The sequence below is a fragment of the Candidatus Mesenet endosymbiont of Agriotes lineatus genome (genome assembly GCF_964019585.1).
Classification (GTDB): Bacteria; Pseudomonadota; Alphaproteobacteria; order Rickettsiales; family Anaplasmataceae; genus Mesenet.
Genome location: NZ_OZ026454.1, coordinates 806,731 through 830,202, shown reverse-complemented (window position 1 = coordinate 830,202; position 23,472 = coordinate 806,731). Strand labels below are relative to the sequence as shown.

Below are 23,472 nucleotides of genomic sequence, written 5' to 3'. Positions count from 1 at the left end.
CTATCAATTGGTAGTCCTCTCATGGTGGGAATCCGTGAAAAGGGCTAAAAACGCTCCTCTCTCTGATGTTGTACACGTGCTTTCTCTCCAGATTGGCACTAAAAACAATAAAAGGTCGAAAAGAAAGATTGAAAGATAAGATCAGAATAAATAATAACTCAGAGAATTCTATTTAACAAAATAATAAAATTCTTTTTAACATTTTCAATTTTTCTTTTTTATTATGTGATTATAATTAAATTGTACTTTTTAAGCAATCTGGCAGTGGTAATTGCATTAGAGACTTCTTACTTACTTCTTGTAATTTAGGAACTGAAGCTAATACTTGTACTTTGCCATAGAATTCTACGGCATTAAGATTATCTTGATTATGTGGCCCATTTAAAATTACCCCTAAAATAGAGATACTTCGTGTGCGCAATGCCTCCAAGCTAAGTAATGTGTGGTTAATTGTACCAAGAGTAGAACGAGCAACTAAAATCACAGGAATGTTAAGCTTTTTGATTAAATCAACCATAAATGTGGTTTGATCAATGGGTACAAGAATTCCACCAGCACCTTCTACAATTAAGTTACGCTCTTTAGGCAAATTGATTCTGCTAATATCAATACTGCCGTTTTCTAACGAAGCTGCAAGATGTGGTGATAGAGGACTTTTATAAATATAACTTTCCTCATAGATGTTAGTATTAGCTAGTTTACTTACTACATCACTGTCTTTATCTACCCCTGTCTGAATGGGTTTAAAATATGAATATCCAGTATGCAAGCAAATCCAGCTGCTTATAAGGGTCTTACCGACATTTGTATCGGTTCCAGTTATAAAGATTTGCATTTACTTAGAATTCCAAAAAATACTTTATAAGTGATATTAATTTTATCTGTATATGTTTTAATAACTTGTTTTAAGTCAGAAGGAAGGATTACTTTGCTACCTTGGTTTGCCCCTAAATTTTTTAGATATTTAATAAACTCACTTGCATTTGCAAATTCCAATATAAATTCCTGTGAATCAAAAAAATATTTTTCTGGTTTTAAAGCAAGCAGATGATTTTCTAATTCTTGTTTAAGTGGATATTGATAAGTTGGAACAGGCAATGAGAGTTCTATAAAAATTTTAGACCATTCATCAAATGTACCGTCTAGTGGGCAGGAAAAAGCTAAAACACTTGAATTTTTATATGCTCTTTCTATCATATCTTTTAAATTATTTACCCACTGAAATGCTAGATTTGAAATAGTAAGATCATAAAAACCAAAATTTCGTACCTCCATATCACCTAAAATGAAACGTATCTTTTCATACTCTATCAATTTCTTCTTTGCTTTTGTAAGCATATTAAGTGAGATATCATTTAAAGCATATTTACTTTTTGGGAAACTTTTTAGCAAAATTTCTGGAATGTATCCTGTACCAGCTCCTAAGTCTAAAATAGACTGTGGATGAAATTCAGGGAAATAATTTGTCAAAATATTAACTAACTTTGCAGCACATTTTTTTTGCACAAAGGCTACACTGTCGTAAGAAGAACTTGCTCTATTGAAGTTTTTTTGTATGTGCATTTTTTTATATATATAAAATAACTAGAAAAATTTAGAAACTAAAATCTGTTTAAGAGCGCATATTAGGTGGTCTAAATCACCCTTACTATGACTTACATTCAGTGCAATGCGCAATCTAGATGTTCCTGGTGGCACAGTAGGGGGGGCGCACAGCAGATACAATAAATCCTTGTTTTAAAAGCTCCGCTTTTGCAGCCATAGCCATATTCTCATCACCAAGAATTATTGGTATGATATGTGTAGTGGAGTTGCCCGTATTATACCCAAGCTCCTTTAATCTTTTTCTTACATTCTCAGCCTTTAAAGCCAGATTTTGGCGCTCATTATCAAGATCTTGCACTAAGCTCCAAGCTTTAGCTGCAGCTCCAATTATCATTGGCGAGAGCGATGTTGAGTAGATAAATCCTGAGCATTTGTTAATAAGATAATCTTTTATAATCTCAGAACATGCAACGTATGCACCAAAGCACCCTAAAGCTTTACTAAAAGTACCTAAAACTAAATGTGGAATTTCACTAAGGTTGATTTTTGTAGATAAACCATATCCTCTATTACCCACAATACCTGTTGCATGTGCCTCATCTAAATATAAAAAAGCCTTATGTTCTCTACTCAAAGCAAAAACTATATCTATTGGTACAACATTCCCATCCATACCAAAAATAGTTTCGGTAACGATAAACTTTGCTCTCAAGTCATCTTTAAACTTCACAAGTAAACTATTTAAATGATCCATATCGTTGTGCTGATAGCGTATAAGTTCAGCTTTGCTTAAAAACACAGCTTGGTATAGACTTGCGTGATTTAATTTGTCAAAAAAAACAATAGGCTTGCTTCCCAGTACAGACTGATCCAATAAACTAGCAAGTACTGCAATATTAGCTTGAAATCCTGAGTTTAAGATAAGAGCTGACTCAGTTTTTTTATCTTTGGCAATTTGACTCTCAAACTCCTCAAATATTTTTTTGTTACCTGAAAGCAACCTAGAACCAGTAGATCCCACCCCAAACTTTTCTCCGGCAAGTTTTGCTGCTGCAAACAGCACTTTTGACTTACTTAGGCCAAGATAATCATTTGTAGAGAAATCGATGAACTTTCTATCGACAATTTCCTTTGGTAGCTGCCTATATTTACCTTCACCTTTTAGCGTATTGCAATGTTTACAGTACAGCTCATACATAAAAACCTTAAAAAAATCTCAATGCTGCAGCTTCTGTAGTCCTAACTTCTGGAATAAATAATTATCTTTCTCAGGCACTGGATTTTGAGTAGTAAGTAACTTCTCTCCATAAAAAATTGAATTTGCACCAGCAAGAAAGCAGAGTGCTTGCAGTTCATCTGACATTTTTTCCCGTCCAGCTGAAAGACGAATGTATGATTTTGGCATTATAGTTCTTGCTACTCCAATAGTACGTATAAAATCAAATGAATCTACATCAGCTGCATTTTCAAGGGGAGTTCCAGGAATTTTGATAAGCATATTAATCGGTACAGACTCTGGAGGTTCATCCAAATTAGCAAGAATAACCAGCATCTTTACCCTATCTTCATTAGTCTCACCCATACCAATAATGCCACCACAGCAAACTTTAATACCAGATGCACGCACGCATTTAAGTGTATCTAATCTATCCTGAAATGTACGCGTTGTTATAATTTTATCATAATACTCTTCAGATGTATCAATATTATGATTGTAAAAATCTAAACCAGCCTCTTTGAGCACATCAGCTTGATTAGGTTTTAATAGTCCAAGAGTTGCGCAAGTCTCAAGACCCAACTTTTTTACTTCTTTGACCATCTTACACACAATTTCTAAATCTTGATAGCGTGGACCACGCCAAGCCGCACCCATACAAAAACGAGTACTTCCAGCTGCCTTTGCACGTTTTGCTGCTTCAATTACTTCAACAACTTCGAGCAAAGGTTCTTTCTGTAGTCCAGTTTGATAATGTGCCGATTGTGGACAATAAGAGCAATTTTCCGGGCAGCTCCCTGTTTTAACACTTAAGAGCGTACTAACTTGTATTTTTCTAGGATCAAAATGCTGTCTGTGTATAGTTTGTACTTTATAGATCAATTCAAAAAATGGAAGATTAAAAATATGATCTGCTTCAGCAAAACTCCACTCCTTTTTCACATTTACCTCTTTATTAGATAGTATTATCTCTAATAAACCTTTCAGCATCCAAGGCAGCCATACATCCACTACCAGCTGCAACCACAGCTTGACGGTAAACTTTATCTTGCACATCACCAGCAGCAAACATTCCAGCTTTACTTGTAATTGTCGTTCCAAGCTGAGTAACTATATAACCAGCATCATCAGTTGTAACTAAATTTTTAAATATATGAGTATTAGGGGCATGACCAATGGCAATAAAAACCCCGTCAATTTCTATTTTCTTTAACTCTTGATTTTTTACAGATTTTAATACCATCGCTGTAATCCTTTTGGGATTTTCTTCTCCAATTATTTCTTCTACAACGTGATTCCAAATAACTTTAATTTTCGGATTATTAAATAACCTATCTTGCATGACTTTTTCAGCCCTAAGTTGATCACGTCTATGTACTAGCACAACCTCACTTGCATGATTAGTCAAGAATAAAGCCTCTTCAACTGCAGTGTTACCTCCACCAATCACTGCAACTTTTTGTTTTTTAAAAAAGGCACCATCACAAGTTGCACAAGCTGAAACTCCATAGCCCTTAAATTTTTCTTCGCTTTCTATTCCAAGCCATTTAGCTTCGGCCCCTGTTGCAATTATAAGTGCACTGGATAAATACTCATTTTCATAAGAAGAAGATTTAAATTTATATTCACCACTATCTATACATTCTACATTCTTTACTTCGTCTTCTATAACCTTTGCTCCTACATTTTCCGCTTGTAGCCTCATCTGCTCCATAAGATACGGCCCTTGCACAGCTCTTGCAAATCCAGGATAATTTTCAACATCAGTAGTAATTGTAAGCTGCCCCCCTGGTTGCATGCCTGTTACAACTGTTGGATTTAAATTTGCCCGAGCAGCATATATTGCAGCGGTGTACCCTGCCGCTCCAGAACCTATAATTAAAATTTTTGTTTCATGTAAGGCCATATATATTTATAGCTCCTCACTATGTGAAGTTAAGTAATCACATATTCCTGCGTTACTTGCCTGCATAGCAGCTTTACCTTCTTCCCAGTTAGCAGGGCAAACTTCCCCATGTTTTTCATGATGCTTGATTGCATCAATTATTCTTATAATCTCATCAATATTTCGGCCTAAAGGTAGATCATTTATCGACTGGTGACGCACTACAAACTTATCATCAATTATAAAAGTTGCCCGCAGTGCCACTGCATCGTCATGTAGTACTCCATAATCACGTGATATAGATTTTTTTACGTCAGAAACTAAAGGATAATTAATTTCCCCTATTCCTCCTTCAGTAATAGGCATCTTACGCCAATGATGATGTGAAAATTTTGAATCTACACTAATGCCAATAACCTCCACTTCACGGTGCATAAACTCACTAATCTTATTATTAAGTGCTATCAGTTCAGTTGGACAGACAAAAGTAAAGTCTAGTGGATAGAAAAAGAGAACAGCATATTTTCCCTTTACTCGTTCACTAAAACAAAAATTATCTATTATTTCTCCATCTGCCATTACTGCTGGTGCAGTAAAATCCAATGCTGATCTAGTAACAAGATTCATAAAATACCTAAGTCTAAAAACTACTAAATTATATATTAATTAACAAGTTATTGTACAACCTTTTTATTCTTTGAGCTGCTTTAGGAATAAGATAATATATATTGTAAGAAATAACTATATTTATAAAATCACATCAAATGAATAATATAGAAGCTTATCGTCTTTTATTTACTGACAGTTTAATTTCATCTTTAATTTTGCCATTGAATGAACTATTTATATTTAAAGTAATGCTTTATTTTAATACTTATAATCATTTTTTAATGCTAGTTACAGCAACAATGGGATCCTGCATAGGAGGAGTAATTAACTGGTGTCTAGGGAGGATAATGATTTATATTAGATTAAAATACAATAAAACTAACAAAGTATTTAATCATTATAAAAGCGTGATTATATGTCTGATTATATTTTTAGCTTGGGTACCAACTTTTGGAGGTTTAATAACAGTTGTCTCTGGTCGTTTTAAGCTCAACCTATATTACTTAATGCCATCTTTACTTATCTCTTATACTTCTTATTTCATTTACCTAATATTTTATACAATTTAGATTAAAATAATGAGATTTTTGCCAGTAATCGCTATTATACACAAAATATTGATATCTATAAAAAACTAATATGTTATTACTATATGTAATAAGTAGGGGACCTTCTATGGCTGAAATTGAAGAGAAAATGAAAATGTTAGTAAGAAAGAAATAGTTGATTTTCTTGTCTATTCAACGCTTACACTATCGTTTATCACATTCAATATTGTGATGGCTTATTCTTTAATTAATAGATTTCAGAGTAACAGTGAAGCGGTACTTCCTCTCCTTATAGTTGCAGGGGCACTTTTAGCCTTTGGTAGGCTTTTTTATTGTGAAAAACGCGATAGGAGGTCTGGTAGATTAGAAAGAGAGGGGGTAAGAAATAAAAAATATGTAGTATACTACAGAATGGTTACTCTTTTTTTTGGTGGACTTTATGCTCTATTTCTCTTACCAATAGGAGTTGGTACAATAGTTGATCTTGCAGAACATGGATTAAACGATAATAATAAAATATTGCTTGCTGGAGTAGTGGGGATAGTGGCATGCTCGTTACTAATGGCTTTATATTCATGTGTTCTGGAGCCTTTACTATCAAGAAATGCAGAAAGTAGTAAAAATAGTGAGACAATAGAAAGTGTAGCAGTGAGTGATATAGAAGATAGTCCTCGTATAGCTGAACAAAGCTTATAATTAAAGTAATTAAGCTAGATGAAAAGTTTTTATCCTATCCTCTATAACATAGCGAAAATGCCTTACTAATCCTTGTATAGGCCATGCTGCTGCATCACCAAACGCACATATGGTATGCCCTTCTACTTGGCTAGCAATATCTAGTAATTTATCTATCTCTTCAGTCGTTGAGTCACCTTTAACCATTCTCTTCATAACTCTCCACATCCAACCTGTACCTTCTCGACAAGGGCTACATTGCCCACAAGACTCATGCATATAAAAATGAGAAAGCCTCTCTATTGCTTGAATAATGTCTGTAGATTTATCCATCACTGTAACCGCTGCAGTGCCAAGGCCAGATTGTACAGCTCTTAAAGAGTCAAAATCCATTTCTATAGTATCACATATGGATTTAGGAATCAGAGGCATAGAAGATCCCCCTGGTATCACAGCAAGTAAATTATCCCAACCACCACGTACTCCACCTGCATGTTTTTCAATCAATTCTCTTAACGGTATTCCCATTTCTTCTTCAACGTTGCAAGGCTTGTTTACATGCCCAGAGATACAAAACACTTTAGTACCTGTGTTATTTAGTTTACCTAAAGATGCAAACCAGTCACCGCCACGTGTTAAAATGTCTGGCACAACAGCGATAGTTTCAACATTATTTATTGTAGTAGGGCAGCCAAATAGCCCAGAAGCAGCAGGGAAGGGGGGTTTAAGACGCGGCATGCCTTTTTTCCCTTCAATGGATTCAAGCTGAGCAGTTTCTTCTCCACATATATAAGCACCAGCTCCTCTGTGAATAAAAATATTTAGATCATAACCTGAATCACAAGCGTTCTTGCCAACTAGTCCAGCTTTATACGCCTCATCTAACGCTTTCTTTAATATTTGATACTCATTATAAAATTCACCCCTAATATATATATATGCAACAGATGCACCTATTGCTTTGCTTGCAAGTAATGTTCCTTCTATTAATTTATGCGGCTCATATCTTATAATATCTCTATCTTTGCATGTTCCTGGTTCAGATTCATCAGCATTTACTACCAGATAAGATGCATCTGATTTTTCTTTAGGCATAAAGCTCCACTTTAAGGCTGTGGGAAACCCAGCTCCTCCTCTGCCTCGCAATCCAGACTTTTTTATTTCATTTATGATATCTTCTGGATTTAACCCCAAAAACTTTTTCGTTTGCCGCCAAGAACCGCGTTTTTTGGCAGCGCTTAAAAATGGACTTTCTTTGCCATTTAAGTTAGTAAATATTCTATCTTCTTCTTTAAGCATATATTATATAAAAATCATATGTATAAACTACCTTGGATCTTTAGTAAGCTAGTCTTTTAAATTGTCTAGCTTTTTTTCAATCTCACTTTGCTTCACTGCAGTTTCCTTTACTACTTTACTTAAAGCTGAAAACTCATCACGATTTACCAGTTCATCACTAAGACAAGTGAACACACCAGATTTAAGTTTTTGTACACTGCATACCACGGTATCTAAAACTACACTAGCAAAAGACACAGCTAAACGACTTGCATCATAGAAAAAATGTTTCATAGAAATTACAGTTACTATTACAACATTCTATTCATTTATAAAATTTTAGCTACACATGTTTTTTATCTTCAGACACTTTAGCAATTTTGCCATCTCCAAGTGCACTTAACGGCAACGATTCCCCTTTTGGTTTATCTGGATAATGAAAATGAAATAATGAAACAGTGACCAAAATAATTGCAATAGTACCCAAAATAGCAAGCGATATTAAATTGCCTTTTTTATCAGGGCAGAGAGGCTTGCCTAAAACTGAAGAAATAAACGATGCAATAAAAGCAGCAGACGATAATGTTACAAACAACAAAAGAGCCTTCTCTCCTTTAGAAAAATTAGCAAATGGCGATTTAGACACTTTCTTTTTTGAAGTATTATGATTAATCCCACTTGAAGTACTACTACCTTCACTCACACGCGAAGTTTGTGTATGAGGCGTGCTAGAATCAGAATTATCACCAGTTAAACTTTCACCATCACTAAGAGACACTTTTCTTGATTCAGAGTTTGTACCTGTGATTTCATGCTTATTTTCTTCTTTGCAGACTGTTTTCTCCTCTGCTAATTTGGAATCATCTTTTAGTTCAGGCTTACTTGTATCATCAGTACTCAAATCTTCACTATCAAAAAATGGTATTATGTTTGGAATTGAATCACTTCTTTTTTCTGGTTTTGACTTGTCCTCTAGTTCACGTTCATCTGTATCATTATCATCTTCTTGTCTTACAGAGTGATCATCATCACTAACTATTTTTGCAGCATCGGATTCACTATGCTCAAGAGGAGTAGCATACTCAGTACTTGCAGGACTCTGTATCTCATCTATTTGTCCAACGCTTGTATTTTTATCATCATCTGAATCATCATCACCATCTAATTCTAAATGGACATTATCAGTATTAACTACTTCTATATCATCGAATTCACTATGCTCAAAAAAGGGTAGCTCACTGAAAACGCTACCCTGATCTACCTGTGTATTATCAACATTAGTTTGATTTGTGTTTTGAATATTTTCGTTTTTATTATTAGTTTTATCAATCATATCCCCCTTCTTTTGATTAATTTTATATTTTAAAGTATAACATAATTAATAATTTTGCACAATTAATACGTAGTATACTTATTATGCCCCCCAAGGACAATATTGAACCTGTATGTTTTTGTGCCATTTTTGTCCACTGTGTAAGGAGCTGCAAGCTGCTCTATAAAATCTTCTGATTTTGAGTTATCAGAAAAAAACATTTTTGTATGTAATTCAATGAAATCAGGGTGCTGTACAAGGAAATTAATATTTTGATAATTACCTGGCATGACAGTAATAAAATTATAATAGCCCAAGTTATTTGTAATATATTTCCCTGAACCTAGGAAATTTGGGTCAGCATTACTTGCATCTTTTATGTTTTGATAAATTCCGTTAGCATCAGCCTGCCATATAAATATCACTGCATTTTGCACTGGCACGCAATTTATGTCCGTTACTTTCCCTTTTATATATATTAACTCCCCTTTTGCTATATCTGCAGAGCCAGCTTTACGTCTTAAATTATTTGACAAATTGAATCCTTCCGGCTTATTTTCCAAATCATAAACTTCAGGAGTTTCAGTACATTTTGTTTTAGCAAGGTTTGACGCAAATAAAATTCTACTACATAGTAGGAAACAAATAAAAAATAGCTTATAGAATTTCATCTCTTTACAACTTTAAATATATTATCTAAACTTATACCTAAATTTGGATTTTTTGTAAACTTTATGTAAATACTGAAGAACGAAAAACTTAAATGAAGGGGATCATTCTATTGACATAGTTTATCATCTTCTTAACTGTAAATCACAATAGTTGCAAAAGGGGGATTCAAGATGAAAAGGTATAAGCAGTATAAACAAACCAATAATCTACTACATGTTTTTTTACTTGCTTTTTTTACCTTTACCTCTTTGTTTTCTGTTACAGGTGTTGTTTATAGTTTAATAACAGTAGGTATTGGTAGCCCGTTATTCTTACTATGTTCTCTTGGTTTTGCTACATGTACAACACTCTCTGCTTATAATGCTTATGCTATTCATAATAACATCACTCATAGAAGGAGTGGTAAAGCCCCTAAAAAAGAAACTGCTTGTAGCACTAACAAAGAGTGTCTAAACTTAGAAGATCACTCAAAAGATCTTATTGATCTTAGTGATCCGCCCGTCTCTAATGAAGAATATGATGCACAACAACATATTCCTAATGACACACTTAAAATAAATAATAAAGAGATTTTAACTCCTGAAGTTGTTGAAAATGCTAAGCAAAACAATAAACCAGACTTGATTTTAAATGGTCAGACATCACCTACAATCCAGCACTTGAAAAGCCCTAATATACCCCAAACACAAGGGACAAGCTTTGCTGGACCTCCAAAAGAAGTAGCAAATAAACATACTCCAATTACTCATCAGTCACAAATTATAAATAAAGCTGATAAATCCAAAATCTTATTTCAATCACAGGATATCAATAATCAGAATATACCTACTCCCCCTCCTATACCTTTAACTAATAAGCCTAAAGTTGTAAATCAATTGCAAAATATAAGAGATATCAGTCAAACGAAGTTAAAGCGCGTTGACGAGAGTGAGAAGAATAAATATAGCAAAAGTGACAGGACTAAACTCCTTGAAGATATAAGAGAAGGCGTAAAGTTAAAACCCGTCATCGATATTAGTAAAAATAGTAATAGATTAACTGGCATTGCACTCGATGTGTCTAATCGGATACCACTAGATCCAGATTTAATAAAAAAAATGGATAAAATAAGGAGAGCTAAAGATGGAAGTATTACACCTGACCCTGACTGGAAAGAAGAAGTTAAAACTCCTTTTGAAATACAAGAAGAAAGTAGTAATAAATCTGCTGAGGATTATGCTAAAAATAGTAACCATGATGAAGATAGTGGTATCAGCGATAATAATAACAGTCCAGAAAGAATTAATGCTAATATTAGTAAAGATGGACAGCCAAAAATCTCCTTACCACGTTCATCTTCTGATAATTGTATTAAGGGAAGTATGGAACAGCCAAAAAGTTTCTTATCATCACACTCATCTTCTTCCCCAAATCTTGCAAGACAATTAATATGAGCTAAGAGTGATAATATTCCCCTTATATTCTCTAAAAAACAGGAGAATTTGAATTGTCATTATGTGTGAATAAATGTATAGATCAAAAAGGTACGGAATTAATTAAGATGTTTATGATAACTGAGTCTGACGGGAAAAGATTTTATTTTAATAATTTTGTCCTAAGTAAGTTTTTTAAGTGCGTTATAAGGTAGTATTAGAGTATGATGGTCATAATTTTAGTGGGTGGCAACGTCAAAAACATTCTTCAAATTCCATACAACAAATACTTGAAAGTGCTATAAAAAACTTTTTGGGTGAGGAAATCACAACTCATTGTGGTGGTAGAACTGATGTTGGTGTACATGCTTTAGGTCAAGTAGTTCACTTTGATCTACAAAAAGGACATAAGTTGTATGTAGTGAGAAATGCAATTAATTATCACTTAAGACCGTTACCTATTTGTGTATTAAGTGTAGAAACTACAAACGACGAGTTCCACGCACGCTTTTCTGCGAAAAGAAGGCATTACTTATATAGAATAGTTAATCGCTATGCACCACTCACTATAGACCATAATCGTGCATGGCAAGTATGTCAAAAATTAGATGTAAATAAAATGAATAAAGCTGCTAAATATCTGATAGGAAAACATGATTTTTCTAGCTTTCGCGCAAAAGATTGCCAGGCAAAAAATCCAATAAAGACAGTCGACAACATAGAAGTATTACAAGATGGTTATAATATTAACATAGCAATATCAGCACGTTCTTTTCTGCATAATCAAGTCAGAATAATCACTGGTACTCTTGTAGAATGTGGAAGAGGTCGTTTATTACCAGAAGAAATTTCAAATATTTTAAGAAAGTGTAAAAGAAGTGCGGCTAGTACTACAGCGCCACCATATGGGCTGTATTTAGTAAGAATAGATTATTAAAATTTAACTTAATAAGAAAAACGGTATATTTAAACTGAATATGCCTTCTCCTTTCTCTCTTCTAATGTGGACTTTAATTCTTCTACAACTGAACTGTTTAGATTAGATTTTATATTGACTTTATTTTGAGATATATTGTCTTTCTGTTGAGTTTCTTTTTTGCTTTGCATAGGCGGCGATAAAGGAAGCTTTAGCCCTTTGAAATTTGCCAAGCCTCCAATAGGTGGAGGAGGTGGTGGCATAGGGGAATTATTATCACTAAAAACTACAAGTTTAATTTCTAGTTCCACTGGCAAATCACCAAAGCTAGAAGTAAGTGGTAAAACATCTTTCTTGCAAGCTTGTTCCTCTTCCTTCTCTTTATTTTTACTACTAAGCAAGGCAGTATTTTTACTGTTAGACTCTAAAGAATTCTTCAATTGATTTTCAAGTTTTTGCACAACTCCTAAAAACTTAGGATTATCACTAAGTTTTTTAGGTTGCGTAGCGGTATCTACTTTCTCTGGCCCCTCAGTACCACAAGATATCATAGACTTAACCTTTTCATAAGGTGGATTAGTTTGTAACGGTTGCTTATTTTCTTTAGTTAATTTTAGCCTTTGAACTGATGATCTTATATTAACATCAGGCTGCTCACTCTCTTTGAGATTGAACCTACTTGTCAGATTATTTGCTTCCTTAGAACTGATTTCAAGTTGGCCATTCGTTTTGACAATTAGATCAGACCGCATAGAAGGCTGCCGAGAATTATCACTGTGAACATACAACTGTTTCGTCAACATGATATGCTCTGCTGGTTTATTTAAAATGTTTTTAGCTTGTTTCTCTTGAACATAATTATTAACATAAAATATAGACTTTATACTTTTATTTGTATAGTATTCACCACTGAGGCCTTTCTTAAAAGGCAGTGATAACAATTCCATCAACGTTTTAATATTCTTAATTATTCTTATTCCCATATTCCCCTACTATATTCTAATGAGTTATCTAATCCTTATTACTATTATCAATTAAATTTATCATCAATTTTTTACATCTAAAACAGAGTTATGCATGTTGGCGGGTCTTTCTCCTTGCTCTTTTTACAAGGCTATTTTTATTTACTGTTGAGATATTATCTAACCATGCTTTAACATAATCATCAATAATCTTATTAATTTCTCCTATATTATCATGGAAAAAGTGATCTGCACCATCTATAATGTGGTATTGCATGTATTCGCTATTCATTGAAGTGATTAACTTTTCTGCTAACTGTGATACCACTACCTCTTCAGAAATATTATCTCGATCTCCTTGTATTATTAACCCGGAAACAGGGCAAGGAAAAAGAAATGAAAAATCATATTGATTAGCAGGGGGTGCAATACTGACAAACCTTTCTACTTCCGGACGACGCATCATAAGCTGCATAGCAACCCATGCACCAAATGAAAAACCTGCAACCCAAAAAGGTACTGTACTGACATTATTATCTTGCAGCCAATCCATTGCTGACGCTGCATCACTCAATTCATCTATACCTCTATTGAATGTGCTTGCCTGCTTTCCTATATTTCTAAAGTTAATTTTAAGTACTGAAAAACCATTATTAGTAAAAGCATCAAAAAGGCTACAAACTACCTTATTATTTATATTTCCACCATATTGAGGATGAGACGGTAGAACTAGAGCCAAAGGAGCACTAACATCCTTACTTTGATGATACATTCCTTCTATTCTTCTAGTTGAACTATCACCAGTTGGAGCTGAGCTATTAAAAAAGACTTCAACCATTTAATTAATCCCAAAAAACCCACTTGACAAGTGGTCTATTACTTTATATAGATTATTATATTTACTAATTATAAGTTAACTAAGTCAGTTATACAATAGATTTTTATTAAGATGTTGATCACAGCAAAGTTAAGATATGCAGTTATGGTTATGGTTCACTTAGCAGGCAATACTTCTATACCCACAAAATTATCCAATATATCTGATTTCCAGTCAGTACCAGAAAGATACTCAGAGCACGTAATTTCAGCATTGCGAAAAAGTGGCTTAGTTTCTGCTGCAAGAGGTCCAGGGGGGGGGTATTACCTAAATTGCTCACCTAAATCAGTAAAGATAAGTGATATACTAGAAGCAATAGGGGAAGAAATAAGAATAACAAGATGTGATAATAATGGTATAGGATGTCTAAAAGATCAAACTCAATGCAAGACTCATACCCTATGGGATAATCTTGGTAATTATATAAAAGGTTATTTTAACAAGATATCCTTAAATGATGTACTTAATGAAGATTTTAATATAAGCAACAACTCATCATTAGATTCTAACTATGTATATGCTGACTATAACTCAACAGCTTCAATTGGCAATTCTGTTAAAGAGAATACATCTTATATATTATCATATAAAACATTAAATCCTTCTTCAGTACATCAAGCTGGGCAAAGGGTATGCAAAATTCTGCAAGATGCAAGGGATGATATCTGTAGCTTTACCTGTGCTTCTGATAATAAGGAAATATTGTTTACTTCTTCTGCAACTGAAGCAAATAACCTAGCTATGAAGGGAATGAAGGAATATGTTCAGGTTATTTCTGCAGTAGAACATCCATCAATTATGAGATCTGTAAGCAACCCCTATATTATATCTGTTGATTGTGATGGCATGATTAATCTTACAGAATTAGAGAAAATATTATGCAAGCTACAAGGAAAGAAGATACTTGTTTCAGTAATGATGGCAAATAACGAAATAGGGGTAATCCAGCCAATAAAAGAAATAGCACAAATTTCTCATAAATTTGGTGCAATTTGCCACACAGATGCTGCGCAAGCATGTGGAAAAATTGATGTAAACATGGAAGATTTAGGGGTAGATTTACTAACTTTATCAGCACATAAGATGGGTGGGCTCACCGGTGCTGGTGCTTTAATCTTTGATAAAAATCTACAAATAGAACCTATTATCACTGGTGGTGGACAAGAAAAAGGACTTAGAGCTGGTACTGAAAATGTCATTGCAATTGCCAGTTTTTCTTCTGCAGTTAAACAAATACCAGAGCTTTTAGGCAAGGCAAATAGAATTGAAGAATTACGTGATCAACTCGAATCTGAAATATTAAAAATTGCAGACAATGCAATTATTTTTGGCAAAAACGTTGATAGGTTACCCAATACTAGCTGCATTTGTATGCCTGGTGTTAAAAGTGATGTGCAACTTATGATTTTTGATACGAATAACATTGCAATAAGTAGTGGAGCTGCATGTTCTTCAGGTCGGATTGAGCCTTCTTATGTTTTGCTTGCAATGGGTGCAACAAAAGAACAAGCAGAGTGTTCAATTAGAATAAGCATAGGATGGAATACAACAGGTGATGATATAGAAAAAATAATTAATTGTTGGTATAATATATATAAAAATAATATTAAATTGGTTTAAAGTTTATGACTACAAAGATAAATGCCATTGATGTGAAACAAAATGGTATGTTAAAAAACATATACCTTGATAATCAAGCTACGACCAAGGTAGATCCTCGTGTGATTGAGGTAATAACATATTATTTTAACCGACCTAGTAATCCCCATTCTCGCAGCCATAACTTTGGTTGGAGTGCGGAAGAAGCTGTAGAATTAGCTAGGGAGCAAATTGCTGATTTAGTTGGTGCTGGAAGTAAGGAGATAATATTTACCTCCGGTGCAACTGAATCCAATAACATGGCAATTAAAGGAGTTGCAAGGTTCTATAAGGATAAGGGCAATCACATAATAACCGTTTGTACAGAACACAAATGCGTACTAGATTCTTGTCGGCATCTAGAAGATGAAGGTTTTGAAGTTACATATTTACCTGTACAAACAAACGGGATAATAAATTTATCTGAACTAGAAAAAGCAATTACTGATAAAACTATCTTAGTTTCAGTGATGATGGCAAATAATGAAATAGGTGTGATTCAACCTATAAAAGAAATAGGCGAGATTTGTCGTAAACATAGTAAACACCGTAAGGACAGTGAACATCGTGAACGTAACATATTTTTTCATACCGATGCAGCTCAAGCTTTTGGTAAGATACCAATAGATATAAATGACATGAATATTGATCTGATGAGTATCTCTAGCCATAAAATTTATGGTCCAATGGGTATTGGTGCTTTATATGTGCGCAGAAAGGATCCACGTGTAAGACTTACTCAACTTATTAGTGGTGGTGGACAGGAAAGAGGAATGCGTTCAGGCACGGTACCAACACCACTTGTTGTTGGTTTTGGTGAAGCAGCTCGTATTGCTAAGGAAGAAATGAAAGAAGAAGGGAAAAGGATAAAAAATCTTAGAGACATTTTATATAAAAAGATAAATGAAGGGTTGCCATCATATATTGTCCTAAATGGAGATTATGAAAAACGTATCCCTGGTAATTTAAATATAAGTTTTCCTTATGTTGAAGGAGAATCAATCATTATGGCAATAAATGAATTAGCTGTTAGTTCTGGATCTGCTTGTACTTCTGAATCACTTGAGCCTTCTTATGTTATAAGAGCATTAAATAATGGCCATGATCTAGAACATTCTTCAATTAGATTTGGTATAGGTAGATTTACAACAAAAGAAGAAATAGAATACGCTGCAAGTTTAGTAGTAGAAAAGATAGGTAAATTACTTGATATGAGCCCTTTATGGGAGATGGTGCAAGAAGGTATAGATTTAAAATCTGTTCAATGGGATGCACATTAATTAGTTAATTTTTCGTGAGGAATCTGTGAGTTATAATAAACGTGTTTTGGATCATTATGAAAATCCAAGAAATGTTGGATCTTTAGATAAAGATGATCCAAGTGTTGGCACTGGTCTAGTTGGAGCACCATCATGTGGTGATGTTATGAAGCTACAAATAAAAGTTAGTGAGGATGGCGTTATTGAAGATGCTAAATTTAAAACTTTTGGCTGTGGTTCTGCTATTGCTTCAAGTTCTTTGCTTACAGAACTGATAAAAGGAAAAACTATTAAAGAAGCCACTGAAGTAAAAAACACTGATATTGTGCAGGAGTTATCTTTGCCTCCAGTTAAAATACACTGTTCAGTGCTAGCAGAGGATGCAATTCAAGCTGCTATTAAAGATTATCAATATAAGCAGGAAGTTCAAAATAAGGTTAATTCTTAGGTAGCCTAATGAGTGTTGTTGATAAGATTAACAAAAAAGATCCTATCACTATAACTAATAAAGCACTCGATAGGATAAAATATTTATTAGAGGATAAAGGGCAGGAAGTAATTGGTATTAGAATAATTATTAAGCAAAAGGGGTGTTTTGGTTTGAAATATAATATTGAATATGCTTATGAAGTTCGCCCTTTTGAATCAACTATTGCGGTTGTGCATGATGGTAGCAAAATTAAGGTACTGATAGATCCAAAGGCCATCATGTTTATATTGGGATCAGAGATGGATTTTGTAGAAGATAAATTTTCATCAGGATTTATCTTTAAAAACCCAAATGAAAAAGGAAGATGTGGTTGCGGAGAAAGTTTTTATGTCTGATTATTTTACTCTATTTAACATACAACCTAAGTTTGACATAGATTTAGATTTATTAGAAAAAAAGTATATTGAACTAAGTAAAACTTTTCACCCTGATAATTGCACCTTAGATCATGCAAAATCTATAGCTGTAAAAGATACTATCAACATCAATAAAGCCTATCAAACATTAAAATCTCCTTTGAAGAGAACTGAGTATTTGCTTTCCTTACTTAAGGCTGAAAAAAATTGCAATGTGGATTCTGAGATTCTTGAAGAATCGATGCAAATTAGGGAATCTATACTTAGTGGTGATGATAAGCAGATTTTAACTAAAATCATTGAAAATAAGATAAAAGAGTGTATTGGAAATCTAAAGAATTCCTTTGCCAATAATGATTTAAACAAAGCAACAGGGCAATTGCATAGGCTTAAATATCTAAATAAATCATACGAAGAGGTAAAGTGGAATTAATTCAAATATCAGATCCTCATGCATCTATAGCCTTTGGCATAGATTTTGGAACTACCAATTCTTTAATTGCTGCAGTTGATAAGGATAATAATGTATGTATCTTTAAAGATGAGCATGGTGAAGAGCTACTTCGCTCAGCAGTCTCTTATTATGGTGGTGCAGTCAAGGTTGGATCCAGCATTAGCCAATTAGATACTAATGTTATTTACTCCATAAAGCGTTTATTGGGTAGAGGACCTGATGATATAAAAAAAATTATCGATAAAATTCGCTTTAATTATGAAATTAGTAGTCACAGTGGTACTATCAAAATCGATCTTGGTGGTGGAAAATATCTTTCTCCAGTTGAAATAGCTGCCGATATAATAAAAGCATTATGCAGAAGAGTTGAAAACGCAAAGGGCTATACGGTAAGTAAAGCAGTGATAACTGTACCTGCATATTTTGATGATGCAGCAAGAAATGCAGTAAAATTTGCTGCCCAACTTGTAGGGATAGAAGTGTTAAGATTAATTAATGAACCAACTGCTGCTGCACTTGCATATGGTATTGATAAACAAAATGAAGGAGAAATATACGCTGTTTATGATTTAGGTGGTGGTACATTTGACATATCGATATTAAAACTCCACAATGAGAAGGTATTTCAAGTACTTGCTGTCGGTGGAGACGTATGCTTAGGTGGGGATGATTTTGATGCTTTACTTGTTGAGTATGTACTTGGTAAATATGGCCATATTGATAGGGTAAAACTAAATACTGCTCGAAGAAATAGACTTATTACTGAGGCGCGTGCTGTAAAAGAATTTTTAAGCATTCATGAAAAAGGAGTTTTTAGTTTTAATATAGATGAGAATTCATTTAAATGTGAAATTACAAAAAGTAAATTTGAAGCTTTAATATCCGATTTGGTTGATAAAACTATAAATATTATCATAGATACGATACGAGACATTAACTTAAGTATTGAAGATATCAAAGGAGTTATATTGGTTGGTGGGTCAACTAAAGTTCCATTGGTGCAAAGCTCTCTTGCTAAAGTATTTCCTAACAAATTATTAAATGATATTAATCCAGAGAAAGCAGTAGTTATTGGTGCCGCAAGGCAGGCTCACTATCTTACCTCTAATTCTCAAAATAAAGGGCTTTTAATTGATGTTTTGCCTTTGTCCTTGGGAGTAGAAACTATGGGAGGAATAGTTGAAAAAATTATACAAAGAAACACTCCTCTACCAGTTTCGGAAACACAAGAATTTACAACTTATGTGGATGGACAAATAGCAATGACAATACACGTTCTTCAGGGTGAGCGTGAGATGGTTGAGCAAAATAAATCTTTAGCGAAATTTGAACTTAAGGGAATACCGTCACTTCCAGCTGGTAGAGCAAAAGTTAAAGTTGAGTTCAAAGTTGATACCGATGGTATATTACATGTCACAGCAGTAGAGTCTACCACAGGTATAAAACAAGAAGTTACTGTCAATTCAAACTTTGGTTTAACTCAAAAAGAAATAGAGGATATAGTAACTGCATCAGTGGAAAATTTCAGTGATGATATAGAAAAAAGATCCATAGCTGAAGTTAAAGTAAACAATAAACATTTTATTGAAACACTTGATGCAGCGATAAAAAATTTTAAGGTAAAAGATCAAGAATTGCAAAAAGCCTTAGATCACGCAAAAGAGGCACTACTGGGATCAGACTTAAACGAGATTAATAATGCCATTACTCGTTTAAAAGCTGAAACTCCTAAGTTATTGCAAAAAGTAACAGATAAAAATTTACATAATGCAATAATTGATTATCAATTAAAAGATACTAAAAAATAAAGGACATTATGCCAACTGTAACATTCATTTTACCAGATGGAAGCAAAAAAACTTATGATGCACATGAGGGTGAAACATTACTAAGACTGGCACATAGAAGCGACCCTGATTTACTGGAAGGTGCATGTGAGGGATCGCTTGCCTGTTCTACTTGTCATGTTATCGTTGAAAAAGATTTCTACGATACTGTTGAAAAAACTAATCCAATATCTGATGAAGAAAATGACATGTTGGATTTAGCGTTTGGTCTTACTGAAACTTCAAGGCTTGGTTGCCAAGTCAAAGTTACTAAAGAAATTGATGGCTTATGCGTACGAATTCCAAGCAGCACACGTAATATATCACTGGATAAAAAATAAGAATGCGTAAAATTTTATGTACTACGGCTATTATAATCTTGTTATTTTTCGTTGCTTATAGTGGGTTATGGTTTTATGCCACTAGTAAAACTAAAAATATGCTGCAAAAGGTTTCATCTTATGCAAAATCTTATGAGATTGAGCTTACTTATGACAATATTGTCACGTATGGTTTTCCTTTTAGTATAAACTTAGATATAAAAAAACCTAAAATTACCACACCTCAATCAACTTTTATTAAATTAGATTCCTTGCTGCTTAAGTATGAATTGTTCAGTAAATGGTTGTCCTTATCTATTCCTGGCAATAAGGTAGATATTATTGTATCTAATGATCAAGAAAACTATAGCGTAGTTTGTAATACTCATAAGTTAGCTCTTACCTCAAAATTAAATAAATTACCTTTTTTACTACAGATTAAAGATGAGATCAGTATTGTAGATTATGTTAATCTGTTAAGATATGAAGACCATGGATTAAGTTGCATAACTTTAAGTAGCAATAGTGAAGCTAGTACAAGATCCAGCCAAGGGAACCATCTACAACTGATATTTGATAAAAAATATGATGAGCATATAAAGCTTAGCGTTAGTTCTCACATTAGCAAATATACTGATATAAAAGATCAGATTAATCCAGAAATTAACGCAAATTTTGATGTTGAAGTTCTAAGCAATAAATCAAATGTAAAATTAAACTTAGACATAGAAGAATTCTCAATTAGTGGCAATAATTTTGCTATTAATGCAAAAGGAAATTTACATGATTTTATCATTGCAATGTTATCATACTCATTCAAAGGTGAAATTAGCATTGATATGTTAAACTATAAAGAATGCATGTCCTTTCTAGCCAGCCAATATTTACCCTCAAGCAGTACTCAAACCATAGATAATATTCAAAAGCTAGTCCTTAATATCGCAGAGAGAATTAATGATAATGACGTTAGAGTCACATTAAGTTACAATAGTGGTGATAAAGCAGCATACATTGGCAATATGCAGTTTGACACATTCATAGATAAAATACAAAAGATATATAATAATGAAAAAGAAGATATAGAAACTAATAAATATGAGAACACTGGTAATTAGTTTTTTAATACTAATCCCCTTTTTTGCCGTCCATGCTTTTGTTTTAGATGAAGAACTAAGTGATTATAAGCTGGAAAAACATGCCATTGATTTATTTAAAATTGTAAAATGTCCTGTTTGTAGTGGGGAGTCTCTGTATGAATCCCAATCACAATTAGCTTATGATATGCGTAAAGCTATACGTGAGAGAATTAGAAGTGGTGACAGTGATGAAGAAATAATCTCAAATTTAAGATACATTTATGGTGATAGAATAATTAATATACCACCCTTCAAGACCAACACTTACATGCTATGGACCTTACCGGTGTTGATTTTCTTTATTGGTATTTCAATCATTTCAACATTTTATTATAAGAAAACAAATACATAAATTATTAGTAATATAGTATTAAATTACTTAACTTGTGGGTTTTAGTAATATATTTACTTTTTATTCCCCCAAAAAATGAATCTTTTTATTAAATTTTATTAAGAATTTAACTTAATGTCAATGATTGCTTTTAAAGGAGTTTTTGTTGTCTCAAATTTTATTAGTATTAAGCTGTAGTAACTTAAACCTGATCTAATAAAAAATTATATAGTTAATAAAAGTTACTGCTCTTTATAGTATAATCTAAAAATTATCTATGATATGTGAACTGTTTATTTTCTAACTTGTGCATATGCACCATCTTGCAGAGATGCCTCTTCTACATCGCTGCTTGGTGAAGGTTGTTTCATTAGCTTCTCTAGCACCTTATTCACTTCTTCTTTGTAGCCACTGTCTTTTAAAACAGTGTCTAGAAGTTTAATGAATTCTTTATCTAAATCCGCAGCATTTTTTTTGGTGTTATAGCATGAATCATTTCATCTTTTTCTATCATATTATAAGCTTGCTCTGAGGTTGATATGGTGACAACATCATTTATTAAATTATTTTTTATTTTATCTATATTATTAATACATGGTATGTTTGAGTACAAAGATATAGGAAGATCTACAACATACTTAGACAAAACATTAATCGCAGCCTCAAAGTTACTTTCTATATTTTTAACCTTATCTTTAATTTTTGCTTCACTTTGCTTTAGCCTAAAGATAGAAAGCAATTTTTCAAAGGGAGCTTTTTGACTATGTTGTAATCTTTCAAATTTATCTTGTGCATCCGTTGAAATAACCTGAATATTTCCCAATGACATTCTTATTATTATTCTCATTATCGTGCTAGTATAGTATACTTTTATGTAGCACTGTAATATTGAATCGAACACCTTATATTCTTTATCAGGCATATTCATAGTTCCAGATGCAGTATTATTTTTTCTATTGTTTACTCTTATGATGTCATTATGCATAGTATTCACTACTTTAGACATTATAATGGTGAGTTGATAGTATAATGCGTAGAGTTCAGTATTTATAATTCCATCTTCTTTTTGTGCTTTTGATTGACCAATCACACAGCCGCTTTTTTGTTTTCCCTTTTTCCTATGTTTTTCCTGCTCTTGCAAATGCTGTTCATACCTTTTTTCATCACGCTCCCCTCTCTTTTGTGACACTGTACCAGTTTCTTTTATTGGAGATTGATCTGAGCTGGTTTCGCTACTACTTGCATCCGATAGTTCTTTTTGTGCTTGAACCATTTTCTTTTCTTCTTCAAGCTCGTTTTCTTTTTGCTTAAGTCTTTCCTTAAACTTTTCTATATTGGGCTGAAAATCTTCTTTAATACTCTTAATCTGAGTCTTGACCTTTTTTGTTTCAATGCCAAGTTTTATTTGATTAATATCTATTTCTTTAATTTCATTATCAATTGAACTTATTTTTTTATTGAATCCTTCAATTGCACCAGAAGTATTTGCCTCATTAATTGATATTAGTAAGTTGCTTATATCTTGCTTTATTGCTAAGCATCTATTGAGATAATCCCTTACTACGTCATCAACGTTTGCAGCAATTATTATCTTTATCGAGCTTTGAAGTTCTTGATATTTGCTATCATCAAGTTTTTCCTTCTTTAAAAGTGCATTTACAATTTGATCTAGTGTAGAATATTTTTCCTTTTTTCTAGGCATACTAAATTTCTCCCTGCTTTATTTAATAATATATTAATATATTTGATAATAAA

25 protein-coding genes are annotated in these 23,472 nt (G+C 33.1%); 12 read left to right on the top strand and 13 right to left on the bottom strand.

The genetic code is table 11. The annotated features are described in order from the left end of the window. Positions 1 to 235: 235 nt before the first annotated feature. From bioD to AACL19_RS03950, 6 genes are all read right to left on the bottom strand, one after another. Entirely contained in the window at positions 236 to 835 is a 600-nt protein-coding gene (bioD, locus tag AACL19_RS03975) for a dethiobiotin synthase (RefSeq protein ID WP_339045229.1), read from the bottom strand. Next, positions 820 to 1,563, bottom strand: coding sequence for a methyltransferase domain-containing protein (locus tag AACL19_RS03970; protein ID WP_339045228.1), 744 nt, complete (start codon positions 1,561 to 1,563; stop codon positions 820 to 822). The genes bioD and AACL19_RS03970 overlap by 16 nt, the downstream gene beginning before the upstream one ends. 115 nt (positions 1,564 to 1,678) lie before the next feature. After that, positions 1,679 to 2,743 carry an 8-amino-7-oxononanoate synthase gene (locus AACL19_RS03965; RefSeq protein ID WP_339045227.1) on the bottom strand — a complete coding sequence of 355 codons (1,065 nt, stop codon included), beginning with the start codon at positions 2,741 to 2,743 and terminating at the stop codon, positions 1,679 to 1,681. A gap of 18 nt (positions 2,744 to 2,761) precedes the next feature. Continuing rightward, entirely contained in the window at positions 2,762 to 3,751 is a 990-nt protein-coding gene (bioB, locus tag AACL19_RS03960; RefSeq protein ID WP_339045226.1) for a biotin synthase BioB, read from the bottom strand. Next, a complete protein-coding gene (gene trxB, locus AACL19_RS03955; protein ID WP_339045225.1) occupies positions 3,717 to 4,667 on the bottom strand; it encodes a thioredoxin-disulfide reductase in 951 nt (316 codons plus the stop codon). The genes bioB and trxB overlap by 35 nt, the downstream gene beginning before the upstream one ends. 6 nt (positions 4,668 to 4,673) lie before the next feature. Then, positions 4,674 to 5,273, bottom strand: coding sequence for a peroxiredoxin (locus AACL19_RS03950; protein WP_339045224.1), 600 nt, complete (start codon positions 5,271 to 5,273; stop codon positions 4,674 to 4,676). 761 nt (positions 5,274 to 6,034) lie between these two features. Here AACL19_RS03950 and AACL19_RS03945 point away from each other — a divergent pair. Continuing rightward, positions 6,035 to 6,499 carry a hypothetical protein gene (locus AACL19_RS03945; protein ID WP_339045223.1) on the top strand — a complete coding sequence of 155 codons (465 nt, stop codon included), beginning with the start codon at positions 6,035 to 6,037 and terminating at the stop codon, positions 6,497 to 6,499. Positions 6,500 to 6,508: 9 nt separating this feature from the next. On the opposite strand, the gene nuoF is transcribed toward AACL19_RS03945, so the two are convergent. The 4 genes from nuoF to AACL19_RS03925 form a co-directional block, all read right to left on the bottom strand. Further along, the gene (gene nuoF, locus AACL19_RS03940; protein WP_339045222.1) at positions 6,509 to 7,777 is read right to left on the bottom strand and encodes an NADH-quinone oxidoreductase subunit NuoF; all 1,269 of its coding nucleotides are present in this window, start codon (positions 7,775 to 7,777) and stop codon (positions 6,509 to 6,511) included. Positions 7,778 to 7,825: 48 nt separating this feature from the next. After that, positions 7,826 to 8,050 carry a hypothetical protein gene (locus tag AACL19_RS03935; protein WP_339045221.1) on the bottom strand — a complete coding sequence of 75 codons (225 nt, stop codon included), beginning with the start codon at positions 8,048 to 8,050 and terminating at the stop codon, positions 7,826 to 7,828. Between the two features lie 49 nt (positions 8,051 to 8,099). Further along, positions 8,100 to 9,089: a hypothetical protein gene (locus tag AACL19_RS03930; protein ID WP_339045220.1), complete on the bottom strand. Its 990-nt coding sequence runs from the start codon at positions 9,087 to 9,089 to the stop codon at positions 8,100 to 8,102. A 62-nt stretch (positions 9,090 to 9,151) separates the two neighbouring features. Further along, the gene (locus AACL19_RS03925) at positions 9,152 to 9,739 is read right to left on the bottom strand and encodes a protocatechuate 3,4-dioxygenase (protein ID WP_339045219.1); all 588 of its coding nucleotides are present in this window, start codon (positions 9,737 to 9,739) and stop codon (positions 9,152 to 9,154) included. A 171-nt stretch (positions 9,740 to 9,910) separates the two neighbouring features. Here AACL19_RS03925 and AACL19_RS03920 point away from each other — a divergent pair, with 171 nt between their 5' ends. Further along, positions 9,911 to 11,173: a hypothetical protein gene (locus AACL19_RS03920; protein ID WP_339045218.1), complete on the top strand. Its 1,263-nt coding sequence runs from the start codon at positions 9,911 to 9,913 to the stop codon at positions 11,171 to 11,173. 178 nt (positions 11,174 to 11,351) lie between these two features. Beyond that, positions 11,352 to 12,089, top strand: a complete 738-nt coding sequence (gene truA / locus AACL19_RS03915; protein WP_339045217.1) for a tRNA pseudouridine(38-40) synthase TruA — start codon at positions 11,352 to 11,354, stop codon at positions 12,087 to 12,089. Positions 12,090 to 12,118: 29 nt separating this feature from the next. Here the strand turns inward: truA and AACL19_RS03910 are convergent, their stop codons facing one another. Together AACL19_RS03910 and AACL19_RS03905 are read right to left on the bottom strand one after the other, a co-directional pair. Next, positions 12,119 to 13,051 carry a hypothetical protein gene (locus tag AACL19_RS03910; RefSeq protein WP_339045216.1) on the bottom strand — a complete coding sequence of 311 codons (933 nt, stop codon included), beginning with the start codon at positions 13,049 to 13,051 and terminating at the stop codon, positions 12,119 to 12,121. Positions 13,052 to 13,139: 88 nt separating this feature from the next. Further along, the gene (locus AACL19_RS03905; protein ID WP_339045215.1) at positions 13,140 to 13,868 is read right to left on the bottom strand and encodes an alpha/beta hydrolase; all 729 of its coding nucleotides are present in this window, start codon (positions 13,866 to 13,868) and stop codon (positions 13,140 to 13,142) included. Positions 13,869 to 13,979: 111 nt separating this feature from the next. Here AACL19_RS03905 and AACL19_RS03900 point away from each other — a divergent pair, with 111 nt between their 5' ends. Genes AACL19_RS03900 through AACL19_RS03860 form a run of 9 tightly spaced genes read left to right on the top strand, consistent with a single transcriptional unit; the run spans position 13,980 to position 21,738 of the window. Beyond that, complete coding sequence (locus AACL19_RS03900) at positions 13,980 to 15,527, top strand: aminotransferase class V-fold PLP-dependent enzyme (RefSeq protein WP_339045214.1); 1,548 nt, start codon at positions 13,980 to 13,982, stop codon at positions 15,525 to 15,527. Between the two features lie 47 nt (positions 15,528 to 15,574). Continuing rightward, the gene (locus AACL19_RS03895; RefSeq protein ID WP_339046672.1) at positions 15,575 to 16,825 is read left to right on the top strand and encodes an IscS subfamily cysteine desulfurase; all 1,251 of its coding nucleotides are present in this window, start codon (positions 15,575 to 15,577) and stop codon (positions 16,823 to 16,825) included. A 25-nt stretch (positions 16,826 to 16,850) separates the two neighbouring features. Continuing rightward, a complete protein-coding gene (gene iscU, locus AACL19_RS03890) occupies positions 16,851 to 17,252 on the top strand; it encodes a Fe-S cluster assembly scaffold IscU (RefSeq protein WP_339045213.1) in 402 nt (133 codons plus the stop codon). An 8-nt stretch (positions 17,253 to 17,260) separates the two neighbouring features. Continuing rightward, positions 17,261 to 17,629 (top strand): HesB/IscA family protein, encoded by a 369-nt coding sequence (locus tag AACL19_RS03885; RefSeq protein WP_339045212.1) that lies wholly within the window; start codon positions 17,261 to 17,263, stop codon positions 17,627 to 17,629. Continuing rightward, positions 17,586 to 18,083 (top strand): Fe-S protein assembly co-chaperone HscB, encoded by a 498-nt coding sequence (gene hscB, locus AACL19_RS03880; RefSeq protein ID WP_339045211.1) that lies wholly within the window; start codon positions 17,586 to 17,588, stop codon positions 18,081 to 18,083. The genes AACL19_RS03885 and hscB overlap by 44 nt, the downstream gene beginning before the upstream one ends. Then, the gene (hscA, locus tag AACL19_RS03875; protein ID WP_339045210.1) at positions 18,074 to 19,912 is read left to right on the top strand and encodes a Fe-S protein assembly chaperone HscA; all 1,839 of its coding nucleotides are present in this window, start codon (positions 18,074 to 18,076) and stop codon (positions 19,910 to 19,912) included. The genes hscB and hscA overlap by 10 nt, the downstream gene beginning before the upstream one ends. Positions 19,913 to 19,920: 8 nt before the next feature. Continuing rightward, positions 19,921 to 20,271, top strand: a complete 351-nt coding sequence (locus tag AACL19_RS03870; protein ID WP_339045209.1) for a ferredoxin family 2Fe-2S iron-sulfur cluster binding protein — start codon at positions 19,921 to 19,923, stop codon at positions 20,269 to 20,271. Positions 20,272 to 20,273: 2 nt separating this feature from the next. After that, complete coding sequence (locus AACL19_RS03865; protein WP_339045208.1) at positions 20,274 to 21,365, top strand: hypothetical protein; 1,092 nt, start codon at positions 20,274 to 20,276, stop codon at positions 21,363 to 21,365. Continuing rightward, on the top strand, positions 21,346 to 21,738 hold the full coding sequence (locus AACL19_RS03860; protein WP_339045207.1) for a cytochrome c-type biogenesis protein CcmH: 393 nt from the start codon (positions 21,346 to 21,348) through the stop codon (positions 21,736 to 21,738). Before AACL19_RS03865 ends, AACL19_RS03860 begins: the two co-directional genes overlap by 20 nt. 433 nt (positions 21,739 to 22,171) lie before the next feature. Here the strand turns inward: AACL19_RS03860 and AACL19_RS03855 are convergent, their stop codons facing one another. Beyond that, on the bottom strand, positions 22,172 to 23,419 hold the full coding sequence (locus AACL19_RS03855; RefSeq protein ID WP_339045206.1) for a hypothetical protein: 1,248 nt from the start codon (positions 23,417 to 23,419) through the stop codon (positions 22,172 to 22,174). Positions 23,420 to 23,472: the final 53 nt, after the last annotated feature.